This window comes from Dyella sp. A6 (assembly GCF_036320485.1).
In the GTDB taxonomy this organism is placed as follows: domain Bacteria; phylum Pseudomonadota; class Gammaproteobacteria; order Xanthomonadales; family Rhodanobacteraceae; genus Rhodanobacter_A; species Rhodanobacter_A aluminiiresistens.
The window spans coordinates 2,044,711-2,060,157 of the sequence record NZ_CP132911.1 but is presented as its reverse complement, the minus strand read 5'-3'; the positions used below and the strand labels follow the sequence as shown (position 1 = coordinate 2,060,157).

General features: G+C 65.4%; 14 protein-coding genes and 4 tRNA genes. 11 read left to right on the top strand and 7 right to left on the bottom strand.

Annotated features, from left to right (window positions below; genetic code table 11):
- From RA164_RS09115 to dnaQ, 3 genes are read left to right on the top strand one after another with little or no spacing between them, the layout of a single operon-like run.
- A complete protein-coding gene (locus tag RA164_RS09115; RefSeq protein ID WP_329740550.1) occupies positions 1-693 on the top strand; it encodes a class I SAM-dependent methyltransferase in 693 nt (230 codons plus the stop codon).
- A gap of 37 nt (positions 694-730) precedes the next feature.
- Positions 731-1,186: a ribonuclease HI gene (gene rnhA, locus RA164_RS09110; RefSeq protein WP_329740549.1), complete on the top strand. Its 456-nt coding sequence runs from the start codon at positions 731-733 to the stop codon at positions 1,184-1,186.
- A complete protein-coding gene (gene dnaQ, locus RA164_RS09105) occupies positions 1,183-1,902 on the top strand; it encodes a DNA polymerase III subunit epsilon (RefSeq protein WP_329740548.1) in 720 nt (239 codons plus the stop codon). Before rnhA ends, dnaQ begins: the two co-directional genes overlap by 4 nt.
- Before the next feature lie 53 nt (positions 1,903-1,955).
- On the opposite strand, the gene RA164_RS09100 is transcribed toward dnaQ, so the two are convergent.
- A tRNA-Ser gene (locus RA164_RS09100) sits at positions 1,956-2,045 on the bottom strand.
- Between the two features lie 110 nt (positions 2,046-2,155).
- Between RA164_RS09100 and RA164_RS09095 the strand changes: the two genes are divergently transcribed.
- Positions 2,156-2,860, top strand: coding sequence for a PP2C family protein-serine/threonine phosphatase (locus RA164_RS09095; protein WP_329740547.1), 705 nt, complete (start codon positions 2,156-2,158; stop codon positions 2,858-2,860).
- A 24-nt stretch (positions 2,861-2,884) separates the two neighbouring features.
- Here RA164_RS09095 and RA164_RS09090 read toward each other — a convergent pair whose 3' ends face one another.
- Positions 2,885-3,583 carry a TetR/AcrR family transcriptional regulator gene (locus tag RA164_RS09090; protein WP_329740546.1) on the bottom strand — a complete coding sequence of 233 codons (699 nt, stop codon included), beginning with the start codon at positions 3,581-3,583 and terminating at the stop codon, positions 2,885-2,887.
- A 174-nt stretch (positions 3,584-3,757) separates the two neighbouring features.
- Positions 3,758-6,130 carry a phosphoenolpyruvate synthase gene (ppsA, locus tag RA164_RS09085; protein ID WP_329740545.1) on the bottom strand — a complete coding sequence of 791 codons (2,373 nt, stop codon included), beginning with the start codon at positions 6,128-6,130 and terminating at the stop codon, positions 3,758-3,760.
- Positions 6,131-6,358: 228 nt separating this feature from the next.
- Here ppsA and ppsR point away from each other — a divergent pair, with 228 nt between their 5' ends.
- A complete protein-coding gene (gene ppsR / locus RA164_RS09080; RefSeq protein ID WP_329740544.1) occupies positions 6,359-7,174 on the top strand; it encodes a posphoenolpyruvate synthetase regulatory kinase/phosphorylase PpsR in 816 nt (271 codons plus the stop codon).
- Positions 7,175-7,216: 42 nt separating this feature from the next.
- Positions 7,217-7,687 (top strand): DUF1249 domain-containing protein, encoded by a 471-nt coding sequence (locus RA164_RS09075; protein WP_329740543.1) that lies wholly within the window; start codon positions 7,217-7,219, stop codon positions 7,685-7,687.
- 91 nt (positions 7,688-7,778) lie between these two features.
- Here the strand turns inward: RA164_RS09075 and RA164_RS09070 are convergent.
- The 3 genes from RA164_RS09070 to RA164_RS09060 all read right to left on the bottom strand — a co-directional run bounded on the left by RA164_RS09070 (position 7,779) and on the right by RA164_RS09060 (position 8,044).
- Positions 7,779-7,855 (bottom strand) — tRNA-Asp (locus RA164_RS09070).
- Positions 7,856-7,884: 29 nt separating this feature from the next.
- Positions 7,885-7,960: transfer RNA gene (locus tag RA164_RS09065), tRNA-Glu, on the bottom strand.
- Positions 7,961-7,968: 8 nt separating this feature from the next.
- Positions 7,969-8,044 (bottom strand) — tRNA-Ala (locus tag RA164_RS09060).
- A 236-nt stretch (positions 8,045-8,280) separates the two neighbouring features.
- Between RA164_RS09060 and RA164_RS09055 the strand changes: the two genes are divergently transcribed.
- The 5 genes from RA164_RS09055 to RA164_RS09035 all read left to right on the top strand — a co-directional run bounded on the left by RA164_RS09055 (position 8,281) and on the right by RA164_RS09035 (position 13,225).
- Positions 8,281-10,041: a cation:proton antiporter gene (locus tag RA164_RS09055; RefSeq protein ID WP_329740542.1), complete on the top strand. Its 1,761-nt coding sequence runs from the start codon at positions 8,281-8,283 to the stop codon at positions 10,039-10,041.
- 152 nt (positions 10,042-10,193) lie between these two features.
- Complete coding sequence (locus tag RA164_RS09050; protein ID WP_329740541.1) at positions 10,194-10,943, top strand: FKBP-type peptidyl-prolyl cis-trans isomerase; 750 nt, start codon at positions 10,194-10,196, stop codon at positions 10,941-10,943.
- A gap of 130 nt (positions 10,944-11,073) precedes the next feature.
- Positions 11,074-12,417: a UDP-glucose dehydrogenase family protein gene (locus RA164_RS09045; RefSeq protein WP_329740540.1), complete on the top strand. Its 1,344-nt coding sequence runs from the start codon at positions 11,074-11,076 to the stop codon at positions 12,415-12,417.
- Entirely contained in the window at positions 12,417-12,629 is a 213-nt protein-coding gene (locus RA164_RS09040) for a SlyX family protein (protein WP_329740539.1), read from the top strand. Before RA164_RS09045 ends, RA164_RS09040 begins: the two co-directional genes overlap by 1 nt.
- A gap of 44 nt (positions 12,630-12,673) precedes the next feature.
- On the top strand, positions 12,674-13,225 hold the full coding sequence (locus RA164_RS09035) for a DUF2058 domain-containing protein (protein ID WP_329740538.1): 552 nt from the start codon (positions 12,674-12,676) through the stop codon (positions 13,223-13,225).
- Positions 13,226-13,276: 51 nt separating this feature from the next.
- Here RA164_RS09035 and RA164_RS09030 read toward each other — a convergent pair whose 3' ends face one another.
- Entirely contained in the window at positions 13,277-15,373 is a 2,097-nt protein-coding gene (locus tag RA164_RS09030; protein WP_329740537.1) for a 3-hydroxyacyl-CoA dehydrogenase NAD-binding domain-containing protein, read from the bottom strand.
- Between the last annotated feature and the right edge of the window lie 74 nt (positions 15,374-15,447).

Sequence of the window (15,447 nt, the reverse complement as noted above, 5' to 3'; positions counted from 1 at the left end):
ATGCCAAAGCGTGACCACGATGTCTATGCCAGCGAGCCCATGCGTGGGCTTCTGGCTGAGGAACTGGCCGCGCTGACACCGTTCCTGCAGCGCTGTGCCGGCACGCGTGGCGCGCTGGTTTCGGCATGGCCCTCCGATGTTCCGCCCAGTCTGCCCTTGCTTGGCTGCTGGACACAGTTGACGATCGCGGGCCAGAGCCTTGCCGGTGATGTGCGCGCAAGCATGCACGCGTCTTTGCCGTTCGCCGACGGCAGCTTCGACCTGGTGTTGCTGCGGCATGCACTGGAAGTGCCTTCGGCTTCGCCCGAGTGGCTGGCTGAGGTGGTGCGTTGTCTGGCCCCGGGCGGGTTGCTTGCGCTCACTGGGGTGCATCCGATAAGCGGCTGGCTGCCCTGGTGGCACTGGCGTACGCGAGGTACCCGCAGCCGGCTGAATTCGCCGTTGAAAATCGGCGGCTGGCTGCGTCGTGCGGAACTGCAGGTGGAGCGGGTCCAGCGGGTAGGGTGCCCGTGGCCGACCAGCAGAGTCGATGCGTCCGGTGTAGTCGGTGCGATGGGTGGGGGATATGTGATGCTGGCACGCAAGCGTCGCGCCATGAGTTTGCCCACACGCCTGCGGCCGCGACCGCGCCCGGTGCCGGCGCCGACCAATGCCGGGCTGGCATCCAGCGCGCGGCGCAACCCGGCCGCATGAATGCGCGTCCGACTAGAAATCATGGAGCTATGTACGAGTGAGTGATGTGGAAGCTTTCACCGATGGTGCCTGTCTCGGCAATCCGGGGCCGGGTGGCTGGGCTGCACTGCTGCGCGCCAAAGGTACCGAACGCATGCTGGCCGGCGGCGAGCCGGATACCACGAATAACCGGATGGAGTTGCTGGCCGCGATCGGTGCGCTGGAGGCGTTGACCCGCCCCTGCCGGGTCGTGCTGACGACCGATTCGCGCTACGTGATGCAGGGCATCGAGCAGTGGGTGCCGAAGTGGCGCGCCAACGGCTGGCGCACGGCCGACAAGAAGCCGGTCAAGAACCAGGATCTTTGGGTGCGTCTGTCCGAAGCGGTGGGCCGGCACGAGGTGCGTTGGCAATGGGTGCGTGGCCACAATGGCCACGTCGAGAACGAGCGCGTGGACCAGGCTGCACGCGAACAGGCCGAACACTATCGCGACGGCAGGCGCGACCGGGCATGAGGCAGGTCATCCTCGATACCGAGACCACCGGTCTTGAGGTTCGCCAGGGACATCGCCTGATCGAAATCGCCTGTGTCGAGATGGTCGAGCGTCGCCTGAGCGGTCGCCATTACCAGACCTACCTGAACCCGGATCGCGCCATCGACGAGGGCGCGCGCCAGGTCACCGGCATCGAAGACGAGTTCCTGCTCGACAAGCCGCATTTCGAGGATGTCGTGGACGAGTTCCTCGCCTTCATCGACGGTGCCGAGCTGGTCATCCACAACGCCAGCTTCGACGTCGGCTTTCTCGATGCGGAGCTGGCGCGCGCCGGCTCGCAGTACGGACGGATTGCGGACCGCTGTCCGGTGCTCGATACCCTGGCCATGGCGCGCGAGCGCTACCCGGGTCAGCGCAACAGCCTCGACGCGCTCTGCAGGCGCCTGGGCGTGGACAACTCGGCGCGCGACCTGCACGGCGGCCTGATCGACGCGCAGCTGCTGGCCGAGGTCTACCTGGCGATGACCTCGGGCCAGGTCGCGTTCGACCTGGGTTTCGACGAAGCCGCCGAATCGGCGACGGCGGCCGTCCAGCATCCGGTCGTGCTGGATCGGCGACCGCGCATCCTGCGCGCCACCGCCGAGGAAGTCGCCGCGCATGAGCGCAAGCTGGATGCCCTGGACAAGAGTGCGGGTGAAGCGGGAAGTCTCTGGCGTCGCGGCGAAACAGCGGCCTGAGCCGGCTGTCCCCGGAAAAGCAAAACGCCCCACGAAGGGGCGCTTTGCTTGTCTGGCGGAGAGGGTGGGATTCGAACCCACGGTACGCTTGCACGTACGCCTGATTTCGAGTCAGGTACATTCGACCACTCTGCCACCTCTCCAAACTTTTGCACGGTGGCGCGTGCGAGCCGGCGATAATACGCGCTCGTGCGCGCCGTGACAACTGGCGGTGCATGCGGCATGCTGCGCCGGTACTGGAGATGCAGCCCCCATGATCGAATTCGGACACGGAACCCACGCCGGCCTGCGACGCACCCGCAACGAGGACACCTATTACGCGGATCCCCGGCAGGGGGTGTTCCTGGTGGCCGACGGGATGGGCGGGCACCGGCACGGCGAGGTGGCATCCGCCCTTGTGCGCGACACGGTGATCGCGCTGTTGTCACGCGGACAGGGTTTGGCGGAGGCCGTACGCATGGCGGGCGCGCAATTGATGGAGCATGCGCGCGAGGACAGCGCAGAAGGCTTGCCGATGGGTACCACCGTGGCCGTCCTGCGGGTGACCGGCAGTGATTACGAGGTGGCCTGGGTCGGCGACAGCCGCATCTATGTATGGCGGGACGCATTGCGGCAGATCAGCCATGACCATTCGCTGGTGCAGGAACTGATCGAGGCGGGCGTGCTCGACCCGGCGTGCGCGGGGCGGCACCCGCAGCGCAACGTAGTGACCCAGGCGCTGGGCATCACGGCCGCGGACCAGCTGCATGTCGGCATGGCGCGCGGCGAGCTGGTGCCGGGCATGGCCTTCCTGCTTTGCAGCGACGGCTTAACCGAGGATGTCGAGGATGGCGCGATCGCGGCGACGATGGCTCGTCAGGACCTGGCAACCCAGGAGTGCGTGGATCACCTGCTGCTTGCCGCGCTCGATGGTGGCGGAACGGACAATGTGACCGCCATCGTGGTGCGCGTGCACTGAGCCGATTCGGCGAACGGCGTTCGACTAGCAGGTGGCGATGGCGCGTTCCTGCCGGATCAGCTGTTCGATCAGCTCGACCTGTCGCGGGTTGCCCAGCGGGGCGACGAGTGCCGGCGAGACCAGCGCGACCAGCCGCGCCAGCAGTTCGGCATCGCCCAGCGGTTGGCCCATGCTGAGTTCGGCGAGCAGGTCGTCCATGTCGTCCGTGGCCAGTACACCGGAGAGCGCCTTCAGGGCAAAGTGCAGGCGCAGGCCGAGTTCGCTGCGCGGGGTGTCGGGCAGGGCGCGGGCGAACGCTTCGAAAAAGCGCTCGAAGATCGGTCGGTAATGGCTTTGCAGATAGTCGCGGATGAACGGCGAAGCGTCGCTGTAGACGCGTCCCAGCAGGCGCAGGAAGGCGGGGCCGCCTTCAGCCGAGCGGCTGAGCTGCAGGGCAGGCACGAACAGGACGCCCAGAATGGTTTCGTAATCGGCGGGCTTTCCGCTGGCCTCGCAGATGTCCAGCAGACGCAGCCGTTCCTCGTTCAGCCGGTCCAGCCGGCGTGAGAGCAGTTCCTGCAGCATCGCTTCCTTGCTGCCGAAGTGGTAGTTCACCGCAGCCAGGTTGGCGTCGGCGCGGGCGGTAACCTGCCGCAGGGAAAGCGCCTCGTAGCCGCGCTCGATGAACAGCAGTTCGGCAGCCTGAAGCAGGCGTTGCCGGGTTTCGGCGCCGCTGGCGACCATGGAATCCTCTCTCGCTTCGTCGCAGCCTCGATCCGGTGGATCGTTCAAACAGCTGTATGACGGACGCTAGCGGCTGCCATCCGGTGGAGCAAGTTGCGTTGCACGATGCCGTCCATGGCATAGAAAAGGCGGGCCATGCGGCCCGCCTTGAAGGGTGACTCGGGCGCGCCGCCGTCAGGCGGCTTTCTTGCTGGCCAGCCGCAGCCAGGTGTCGACAACCGTGTCGGGGTTGAGCGAGACCGATTCGATACCCTGGTCCATCAGCCACTCGGCCAGATCCGGATGGTCACTGGGGCCCTGGCCGCAGATGCCCACGTACTTGCCCTTGCTGCGAGCGGTCTGGATGGCCATGGACAGCAACTTCTTCACCGCCGCGTTGCGCTCGTCGAACAGGTTGGCCACGATGCTGGAGTCGCGGTCCAGGCCCAGAGTGAGCTGGGTGAGGTCGTTGGAGCCGATCGAGAAGCCGTCGAAGATCTCCAGGAACTCGTCGGCGAGCAGCGCATTGGAAGGCACCTCGCACATCATGATCACCTTGAGATCGTGCTCGCCCTGTTTCAGCCCGTTCCTGGCCAGCACGTCGACTACCTTGCGGCCCTCGTCCAGGGTGCGCACGAACGGGATCATCACCCAGACGTTGTCCAGGCCCATCACCTCTCGCACCTTTTTCACCGCCTTGCATTCCAGTCCGAAGGCCTCGGCGAAGCTGGGATCGACGTAGCGGCTGGCGCCACGGAAGCCGATCATCGGGTTTTCTTCGTGCGGCTCGTAGCGTGCGCCGCCGAGCAGGTTGGCGTATTCGTTGGACTTGAAGTCGCTCATGCGCACGATCACCGGTTTCGGGTAGACCGAGGCGGCGATGGTGGCGATGCCTTCGGCCAGGCGCTCCACGTAGAACTCGACCGGACCGGCATAGCCGGCGATGCGCTGATCGATCTTCGCGCGTGTTTCGGCGTCCTGCTTGCCGTATTCCAGCAGGGCCTTCGGATGGATGCCGATGTGGCTGGCGATGATCATTTCCAGGCGGGCCAGGCCAATGCCGGCGTTGGGCAGCATGCCGAAGTCGAACGCACGTTCCGGGTTGGCCACGTTCATCATGATCTTCAGCGGCGCCTCGGGCATGGCACCCAGGTCGGCGGTGACGCGCTCGAACTTCAGCAGTCCTGCGTAGATGGTGCCGGTGTCGCCTTCAGCACAGGACACAGTGACTTCGGTGCCATCGGGGATGCTGTCCAGCGCATTGCCGGTACCGACCACGGCGGGCACGCCCAGCTCGCGGGCGATGATCGCGGCGTGACAGGTGCGGCCGCCGCGGTTGGTGATGATGGCCGAGGCGCGCTTCATCACCGGTTCCCAGTCGGGGTCGGTCATGTCAGCCACCAGTACGTCGCCGGGCTGCACCTTGTTCATGTCGGACAGCGAGCGGATCACGCGGGCCTTGCCGGCGCCGATCTTCTGGCCGATGGCGCGCCCCTCGGCAAGTACTTCGCCTTTTTCGTGCAGGTGGAAGCGTTCAAGCTGGGTGGCCTTGGCACGCGATTTCACGGTTTCCGGGCGGGCCTGCACGATGTACAGCTTGCCGGTGTTTCCGTCCTTCGCCCATTCGATGTCCATCGGACGGCCGTAGTGCTGTTCGATGATCAGCGCCTGTTTCGCCAGTGCCTCGACGTCCTCGTCGCCGATGCAGAAACGGTTGCGCAGGTCGGTCGGCGTGTCTTCGGTCCTGACCCGTTCGCCCGGCGTGCTGGAATAGACCATGCGCAGCTGCTTGGCGCCGAGGTTGCGGCGAAGCACGGCGGGCTTGCCGGCCTTGAGCGTGGGCTTGAAGACGTAGAACTCGTCGGGGTTGACCGCGCCCTGCACGACCATCTCGCCCAGGCCGTAGGAGCCGGTGACGAACACCACGTCGCGGAAGCCGGACTCGGTATCGAGTGTGAACAGTACGCCCGAGGCGCCCACGTCCGAGCGCACCATCAGCTGTACGCCGGCGGACAGGAACACGTCCGCGTGGGCAAAGCCCTGGTGGACGCGGTAGGCGATGGCTCGGTCGTTGTAGAGCGAGGCGAAGACCTCCTTCACCTTGTGCAGCACGTCGTCGATGCCGACCACGTTGAGGAAGGTTTCCTGCTGGCCGGCGAAGCTGGCGTCGGGCAGGTCCTCGGCAGTGGCGGACGAACGCACGGCCACGGCGATGTCATCGGCTCCGGCATCCTTGCAGAGCTTGGTGTAGGCATCGCGGATCGCCTGATCGAGGTCGGCCGGCAGCGGCGTCTCGGTCACCCACTCGCGGATTTCGCGGCCGGCGGCGGTCAGGGCATCGACGTCGTCCACGTCCAGACCGGCCAGGCGGGCCTGGATGCGCTCGGCGACACCGCTCTTTTCCAGGTATTGCTGGAACGCGTCGGCGGTGGTCGCGAAACCGCCCGGCACGGAGACTCCGAGCTTGGCAAGGTTGCCGATCATTTCGCCGAGCGACGCGTTCTTGCCGCCGACTTTGCCTAGGTCGGACATGCGTAGCTGGTCGAGCCAAAGCACGAGATCGTTCAAGGGAATCTCCTCAGGAGCCTGATGGTGGGAAGGTGTGGGGATGCGCATGGACGAGTGCTGCGCAAAGACTGGTATTGTCCGATGCGGATGGTGCGGGGCACAAGAAGACCACCTTGCAGACCATCGCCGCGCCAACTGCATACCAGTCAGCTCAAGTCCAGCAAAGACAGGTGGTATCGGCATGCGCTAAGGTGCGCCGGACATCTTCCGACAACCATCGGGCCACCCATGCAGCGCACGGTCTTCTTCATCTCCGATTCCACTGGTATTACGGCCGAGACAATCGGCAACAGCATTCTCGCCCAGTTCGAGGACACCCAGTTCGACCGCCATCGCCTGCCGTTCATCGACAATCTGCACAAGGCCGAGAACGCCGCGTTGCGGATCAAGACGCACTATGCCAAGACGGGCGAGCGGCCGATCGTGGTGAACACCATGGCGGATCGTTCCTTGTGCGACATCGTCGCCGCCAGCGGTGCGCTGATGCTGGATGTGTTCGCGCCCTTCATCGGGCCGCTGGAAGAGGAGCTTGGCGCCAAGCGCTCCGGTGCGGTGAACCGTTCGCACGGCCTGATCGACTTCGAGAAGTACGAGGCGCGCATCAATGCCACCAATTACGCGCTGTCGCACGATGACGGCATCGATGTGGATTACGCGGACGCGGACCTGATCCTGGTTGGGGTGTCCCGCTCGGGCAAGACGCCGACTTGCCTGTACATGGCCTTGCATTATGGCGTCAGTGCCGCCAATTACCCGTTGACCGACGAGGATCTCGAAAAGCTGGAGCTGCCTGCGCGGCTGCGGCCGTGGAAGGATCGTCTGTTCGGCCTTACCATCGATGCCGATCGGCTGGCGCAGATCCGCGAGCAGCGCCGTCCGGGCAGCCGCTATGCCACGCTCAAGCAGTGTCGCTGGGAGCTGGAGCAGGCCGATCGGTTGATGCGCCAGGCTGGCCTGCCGTGCCTGAATACCACGCACGTGTCGATCGAGGAGATCGCCAGCAAGATCTTCGACCGCTTCGGCATCGAGCGGACCATGTTCTGATTACCCCAATCTTGTCGGACCCACCGGAGTCGCCTTTTCTACATGAGTGCCGTACTGGACAGTCGTACCTCCCTGTTGCCCGGGCGCTTCGAGTTCCTGATGGGGCTGTACGCCGAGAACTACCATCGGCTGGTGCGCTTGTTCGCGCCACAGGAACTGGTGCCTGGCGAATATCTATCCGACGTCTCCGACGGCTTGCCGTTGCACCTTGTTGTGCAGGAGCGCCACCCGTACACGCTTGAGCTGGAGATGACCTACGGCTTTGTCGATGCCCAGACCGGCCATCGTTCGCCGTCGGCTCAGCTGCGTGTGTACACCGATGCCCACGTGGCCGAGGCGCTGCACTGCCACCCCGGACGGCACCTGTGGCAGGTGCTGGGCCCGTTTCCGCCAGCGCACACAGTATTCCAGCATCGCCTGCAGATGAACGGGTTTCTCTCCCGCTGGTTGGAGTATCTGGGCGGGCAGGGGCATTCCACGGCAACCCTGCAGCGCTGCCGCGCGTCGGAGTGATTCGGGGGAGGGGGGATTCAGCCGTACGGGCCGTGTGCATGCAACAGGGCAAACAAAAAGCCCGCACAAGGCGGGCTTTTCATCTCAACAGTGGCGGAGCGGACGGGACTCGAACCCGCGACCTCCGGCGTGACAGGCCAGCATTCTAACCAGCTGAACTACCGCTCCACATTGTTACCAGCGTTGCGAGCCAACCTTGGCGTCCCCACGGGGATTCGAACCCCGGTCGCCACCGTGAAAGGGTGGTGTCCTAGGCCTCTAGACGATGGGGACGTATAAGTTGGTGGAGCCAGGCGGGATCGAACCGCCGACCTCCTGCATGCCATGCAGGCGCTCTCCCAGCTGAGCTATGGCCCCGCCGCTGGAAGCCCGAAAGAATAGGAGCGGGTCGGGGATCCGTCAAGCGTTTTTTGAAAATTTTTTTACGTCATCGCGCCGGTCGTGTGAAAAGTCGTGTTGCCTTGTCGCATTCGGTGTGATGTGCCGGACAAAGGGCGCGCCGGTGAACTGATGGACAGGCGAAAAGCGATCACATCTAGGCGACGCTGCGAGCGCGTTCTAAGCTGGTCTGCCATCACCGGCGCGAGGAACGCATGCACGACATCGGCTTCATCCGCGACCTCGCCATCGTGATGCTGGTTGCCGGCGCCACGACGGTGCTTCTGCATCGTCTGCGTCTGCCGGTGCTGCCAGGTTACATCCTTGCGGGCGTGCTGATCGGTCCGCATACGCCGGGGGTGTTCGTCACCAACCCGCGGACCATCGACGACATTTCCAACCTGGGCGTGGTGCTGCTGATGTTCACGCTCGGCCTGGAGTTCAGCGTGCGCAAGTTGCGCGAGGTCGGCGGCGGCATCTTGCTGGTGGCGGTCGCCGAGGTCGCCTTCATGCTCTGGGTGGGCTACGAGTTGGGGCGGGTTTTCGGCTGGAGCGGTCGCGACGCACTGTTCCTGGGCGCGATCATGTCGTTGTCTTCGACGATGGTCGCTACCCGCACCCTGCGCGAGAGTGGCATGCGGCAGCGACCGTTCGCGCGACTGGTGGTGGGCATGCTGGTGGCGGAGGACATGCTCACCATCGTCATCCTGACTTTGCTGACGGCGGTGGCCATTGGTGGTGCGGTGCAGACCGGCATGGCCTTGAGCCTGATCGGTCACCTTGGCCTTTTCGTGGTAGTGGGCATGCTGGCGGGCCTGCTGCTGGTGCCGCGACTGGTGGACTACGTGGCGTCGTTCGGCAACAACGAAATGCTGCTGGTGAGTGTGCTGGGCATCTGCTTCGGTGCCAGTCTGCTGGCGGCATGGCTGGGTTTCAGCGTGGCACTGGGAGCGTTCCTGGCCGGCGCGGTGGTGGCCGAGGCCCGCTGCGCGACGCGCGTCGTGCACCTGGTCGAGCCGTTGCGCGACATGTTCGCGGCGCTGTTCTTCGTGGCGATCGGCCTGAAGATCGATCCGGCCGTGCTGGTGGATTACATCGTGCCGGCACTGGCGATCGCCGCGGTGGTGATCGTGGGCAAGACCCTCGCATGCAGCGTGGGCTGCTTCTTCGTGGGGCACGATGTACGTACCGCAATGTGTGCCGGCATGAGCATGGCCCAGATCGGCGAGTTCTCCTTCGTGATCGCCACGCTGGGCCTGTCGCTGGGGGCGGTCAGTCACTTCATTTATCCGATCGCGGTGGCGTCGGCATTGATCTGCATGGTGTCGGCGCCCTACATGGCCCGTTCGGCGGACGGGGTGATTCGGCTGGGGCGGCGCGTGACCCCGCGCGCGCTGCGTCTGCTGGTCAGCAGCTACAGCGGATGGCTGGAAAATCTTCGCCCGGTGGAAGACAACGCGGTGATCGCGGCCATGCTGCGCCGTCTGCTTTGGCATATTGCGGTCAATGTGATCCTGATCGTGACGCTGTTCACGATTGGCGCGTACGTCAATGCCCATGGCTGGGACTTGTTTTCACGCGTGGGCATCTATCGCAACCTGCGGCATACCCTGATCTGGGCGACGGCGCTGTTCCTGTCGCTGCCGTTCCTGATCGCGGTGTATCGCAAGGCCGAGGCGCTGGGCATGCTGCTGGCGGAGCTGGGTATCCGTGAACGCTTCGCGGGAAGTTACACGCAAGCCATACGGCAAGTACTCGCGCGACTGATTCCGTTGGCTGCGCTGCTGTTGCTGGCGCTGCTGGTCGGTGCGCTGGGTTCGACCATCCTGCCGCCGCGCGGTGTGGCGCTGTCGCTGCTGGCGGTGGTGCTGGTGCTGGCCGTGGTGCTCTGGCGTGCGCTGGTCAGGGTGCATGCCCGCCTGCAGGCGGCATTGCGGGATACCCTGGACAAATCCCTGGATGAATCCGGGCATTGAATTCCGCGCTGCGAGGAACCTTTGGCGACAGGCGCGGTCGCAGGCAGGACGTCGTTGCCAAGACTGGGTCGGACCCGCACAATGCAGGGTCAGCCCTCCATCGGGGGGGGCCCGGCCGGCACGCCGGCATATCCATGACGAGGGAGTTCCGAATGAAGCATCTTTTGCGTCCCACGCTGACGGCGGCCACGCTGGCTGTGGCGCTTGGCATGACGGCCGGCGTGCACGCGGCACAGACGTCCAAGGCCGCTACCAAGGTTGACCGCACCAAGGCCAGCTACGTGGTGGGCTGGGATCTGGCCAGCCAGTTGCCGCCCATCGTCCGCGAGGAAATCGATCCGGCGACCGTGGCCCGTGCCGTGCAGTCGGAATTGTCCGGCCAGAAGCCGACCATGAGCCCGGCCGAGTACAAGTCGGTCAAGGAAGCTTTCCTGACCCAGCTGCGCGCCAAGGCCAAGGCCGCGTTCGATAAGGAAGCGGCCAAGAACAAGGCCGAGGGTGAGGCTTTCCTCGCCAAGAACCGCCATGCACCGGGCGTGAAGGTCACCGCTTCCGGTCTGCAGTACAAGATTCTCAAGCAGGGTAGCGGTGCGCGTCCGGGTCCGGACGATACCGTCAAGGTCAACTACGTGGGCAAGCTGGTCGACGGCACGGTGTTCGACGATTCGTCGAAGCATCCGGGCGGTGGTCCGGCCGCGATTCCGCTGGCCAACGTGATCCCCGGTTTCCGTGAAGGCCTGCAGCTGATGCAGGTGGGCGGTCATTACGAGTTCTTCATCCCGGCCAACCTGGCCTATGGCTCGGAGCCGCGTGGCGAGATGCCGCCGAACGAGACGCTGATCTTCAACGTCACGCTGCTGTCGACCGGTCCGACCAAGGCCGAGGCGAGCCCGCAGCAGTAATCGACTCGACGCTGCTTTCGGGCAGCCCGATGCGGCGAAGGGGCGCGGGTTCGCGCCCCTTCGCTTTTTGAGCGAAGCAGCCGGTGTCGCCTGTTAGAATGGACGACCCCGAATCGGATACAGGTCCCCGATGAACGTCACGATTTTCGGAACCGGTTACGTAGGCCTCGTCACCGGTGCCTGCCTTGCGGAAATGGGCAACCACGTGGTGTGCGTGGACATTGACGCGTCGAAGGTGGCGCGCCTGCAGCAGGGCGAGATTCCCATCTATGAGCCCGGTCTGGAGCCGATCGTCAAGCGCAACCATGCCAATGGCCAGTTGGCTTTCACGACCGCGCCGGCACCATCCATCGCACATGGACAGGTCGTGTTCATCGCCGTGGGTACGCCGCCCGACGAAGACGGCAGCGCCGACCTGCAGTATGTGCTGGGCGTGGCCCGGACCATCGGGCGCCACATGGACCGCTACACGGTGGTGGTGAACAAGTCGACGGTGCCGGTGGGGACCGCCGACCGCGTGCGCGAGACGATTGCGACCGAACTGGCAGCGCGTGGCGCGAGCGTCGAGTTCGACGTGGTTTCCAACCCGGAATTCCTCAAGGAAGGCGATGCCGTGGCCGACTGCATGCGGCCCGACCGTATCGTGGTGGGCAGCTCCAGCGCCCGTGCCGTGGAGCGGCTGCGCAAACTGTATGCACCGTTCAACCGCAACCACGACCGCATGGTGGTGATGGACGAGCGTTCGGCCGAACTGACCAAGTACGCGGCCAACGCCATGCTGGCGACCAAGATCAGTTTCATGAACGAAGTGGCGAACATCGCCGAGCGGGTCGGTGCCGACGTCGAACTGGTGCGCCATGGTATCGGTGCCGATCCGCGTATCGGTTATCACTTCATCTATCCGGGCGCGGGCTATGGCGGCTCGTGTTTTCCCAAGGACGTGCAGGCGCTGGAGCGCACCGCGAAGAGTGTGGGTTACGAAGCGCGCTTGCTGGGCGCGGTGGAAGCAGTCAACCGAGACCAGAAGGGCAAGCTGTTCGAACTGATCAGCCGGCACTTCGAGGGGCGGCTCGAGGGCCGGACCATCGCCCTGTGGGGGCTGGCCTTCAAGCCCAACACCGACGACATGCGCGAGGCACCGAGCCGCCGGCTGATGGAAGACCTGTGGGCCGCGGGTGCGAAGGTGCGCGCTTACGATCCTGAGGCGCAGGACGAGACCCGCCGCATCTATGGCGAGCGCGACGACCTTGCCCTGTGCGGTCAGGCGAACGAGGCGCTGGTCGGGGCGGATGCACTGGCCATCGTCACCGAATGGAAGCTGTTCCGCAGCCCGGATTTCGACAGCATCCGCGGCACACTGAAGGAACCCGTGATCTTCGACGGGCGCAACTTGTACGAGCCTGCGCTGGTGGAAGAGGCCGGTCTGGCCTACTACGGCATCGGTCGCGGACGTTCGTTGCGCGCGGGGCGCTGATGGATACCCTGGAACAGCGCCTGGCCGACCTGGAAGTCAGGCTCACCTTCATCGACGATGCCGTGCAGGCACTGGTCGACGCGGATGGCGAGCGGTCCCTGCGCATGGCCGGCCTGGAGCGGCTGGTGCATGATCTGCGAACCGAGCTGGCATCCTTGCGCCTGTCGCAGTCGGACGACCCCCGCAGCGAGCCGCCGCCGCCGCATTACTGATCGCACGCAACCGATCCTACGCAACGTTTCAACGGATTCCGAACATGGCTGATTCCCTGCGCGATCAACTGCTGAAGAGCGGTATCGTCAAACAGGTTCGCGACGAAAAGCGTCCGAAGGGACCGCAAGGCCGGCGCCCCGGTACGCATAAGGGCGCCTCGCAGTCCAAGGCTGCCGGCCGCGACGGCGGCGAGATCGATCTGGCCAAGGCGTATGCGATGCGGGCGCGTTCGGATGCCGATGAGCGGCGCAAGGCGGAGCGTGAAGCGGCTGAGCAGGCCAGGCTGAAGCGCGAGCGCAAGCAGAAGGTGCAGAGTGCGTTGCAGGGCAAGGCGCTGAACAAGGCGGAGGCGGACCAGGCCCGGCATTTCGAGTACGCGGGCAAGATCCGGCGTGTGTATGTGGATGCGCCCCAGTTGGCGGCGCTCAACGCCGGCGACCTGGGCATCGTGCAGCAGGGCGGTCGCTACCTGCTGGTCGGGCGGGCCGTGGCCGAGCAGGTTCGCGCTATCGATCCGGGTCTGGTGGCCTTGCTGGTCGAGCAGGGCACCGGCGGCATCGGTGAAGATGGCGTGCCGGACGACCTGATGTGGTGAAGCCCTGGGCGTGCCGAACCGGTTGGTAGCCGATGTCGGCTTGGGTGAGCGTCACGTTTGCGCCGCAGGCGCGCCTGTCAGTCCATTCGTCGTCAGTCCACTTGTCGTCAATACGGGGTTGTCCCATCCGGGTTTGGGTGTGAAGCGCTCGCCGTACTGATCGGCAAGCGCCAGTAGTCGGGTCTTCAGCGTGTCCGCGCCGGTGCTGCGGATGTACTGGATCGGGCCGCCGCGGAAGGGCGCGAAACCGGTGCCGAAAATCACGCCGGCATCGAGCAGGTCGGCGTCGTCCACCACGCCATCGGCCAGGCAGGCCACGGCCTCGTTGACCATGGCCAGGATCATGCGGTCCTGCAGATCGGGTGATGGCGTGTAGTCCGGGTCCACCTCGGGTTTCTGCGGCTTGCCTTCGTGCCACACGTACAGGCCTTCGCCGTCCTTCTTGCCGCGCTTGCCGGCGTCCAGCCGGTCTTCCAGTCCTGGCGGCAGTTCCAGGCCAAGGAACGGCGCCAGTTCCTTGCCGACGGATGCGCAGACGTCCAGTCCCACCGTGTCGGCCAGCTCGATCGGTCCCATCGGCATGCCGAATGCCTTTGCCGCCTTGTCCAGCACCGGGCCTGGAACGCCCTCGCTGTAGAGGCGCAGGGCCTCGAGCAGATAGGGCATCAGAATGCGGTTGACCAGAAAGCCGGGGGTGCCCTTCACGGCTACCGGCAGCTTGCCGATGGCCTTGCAGAACGCCAGCGCGCGCTTCTCGATGGCAGGGTCGAGCTGGTCGTGACGCACGACTTCGACCAGCGGCATCTGGGCCACCGGGTTGAAGAAATGCAGGCCCAGGAAACGCTGTGGCGCGGCGAGCCTGCCGCGCAGTTCGTCCAGCGGAATGCTGGACGTGTTGGTGGCGAGAATCTCATCGGCCTGGAACTGCGGTTCGATCGTGGCGTAGAGCGCTTCCTTTGCTTCGGCGTTCTCGTAGATCGCCTCGATGGCCAGGTCAGCCTCGGCCACGCCCTTGCCTTCGACGTCGGCGCGCAACCGGCGCATCACGGGCTCGATCCTGCCGGGGGTCTTGAGCTTTTTCTCGTACAGCTTGCGGGCCCGGTCCAGGGCCGGTTGCACGTACTTCATTTCCCGGTCCTGCAGGGTCACCTCGAATCCCTTCAGGGCTGCCCAGGCGGCGATGTCGCCACCCATCACGCCGGCGCCGACCACATGGACGTGGCGGATGCCCGATTCGACGCCGCTGCCCGCGCCCTTCAGACGTTCCTGCAGCAGGAAAATGCGGATCAGGTTCTGCGCGGTCGGGGTTTCGGCCAGCCTGGCCACCGAGCGCGCTTCCAGCTTCAGCCGTTGCCGGATGCCCGGGCCGCCACGTTTCCATACGTCGATCAGTGCGAACGGGGCCGGATAATGTTCCTTGCGGACTTTGGCGGCGGTCTGCTTGATCACGATGGGCGCCAGGATCTGCCGCGCGATCCATGTGTTGGTCGCCCATGACATCACGTGCCGGACAAACGGACGCGTGGCTGGGCGGCGCAGCAGGGCCCTGGCCTCGGCGAGCAGGTCGTCGGGTGGGGCCAGCCGGTCGACCACGCCCAGCGCCAGTGCACGCTTGGCGGAGAGCGGCTTGCCGGTAAGCATCACGGGCAATGCCTCTGGAGCGCCGATCAGGCGTGGCAGGCGGGCGGTGCCCCCCCAGCCGGGATGGATGCCCAGCATGACTTCGGGCAGGCCGATGCGGGTCTTGTCGTCATCGGCGGCGATGCGCTGGCGGCATGCCAGCACCAGTTCGGTGCCGCCGCCCATGCATGCACCGTGGATCGCCGCCACGGTCGGGCAGGGCAGCCGGGTCAGCGCCTCGTAGACGCGCTGCCCGTTCTGGATGTTCTCCAGCACCGTGCCGCGCTCGGCGTAGGTCACGAATTCCTTGATGTCGGCGCCCACGGCGAAGCCCGAGGCTTTGGCCGAGTGGACGATGACGCCGGCGGGACGCTCGATCGCGAGCCGCTCGACGATCTGTCCGAGTTCGTCCAGCACCTGGCGCGAGATGGCGTTGACGCTGCTGCCCGCCCGGTCGAGGGTCAGCGTGACGATGCCGCGGTCGTCTTGGGTGGTTTTCCAGTGGCTGAAGCGTAGTCCTTCGAACATGGCGGAGGTCATGTGGCGGGGGAGTCCGCACCATACCGTCCCGTAGCGTTGATTGCGAGACACCCCGCGTGGTG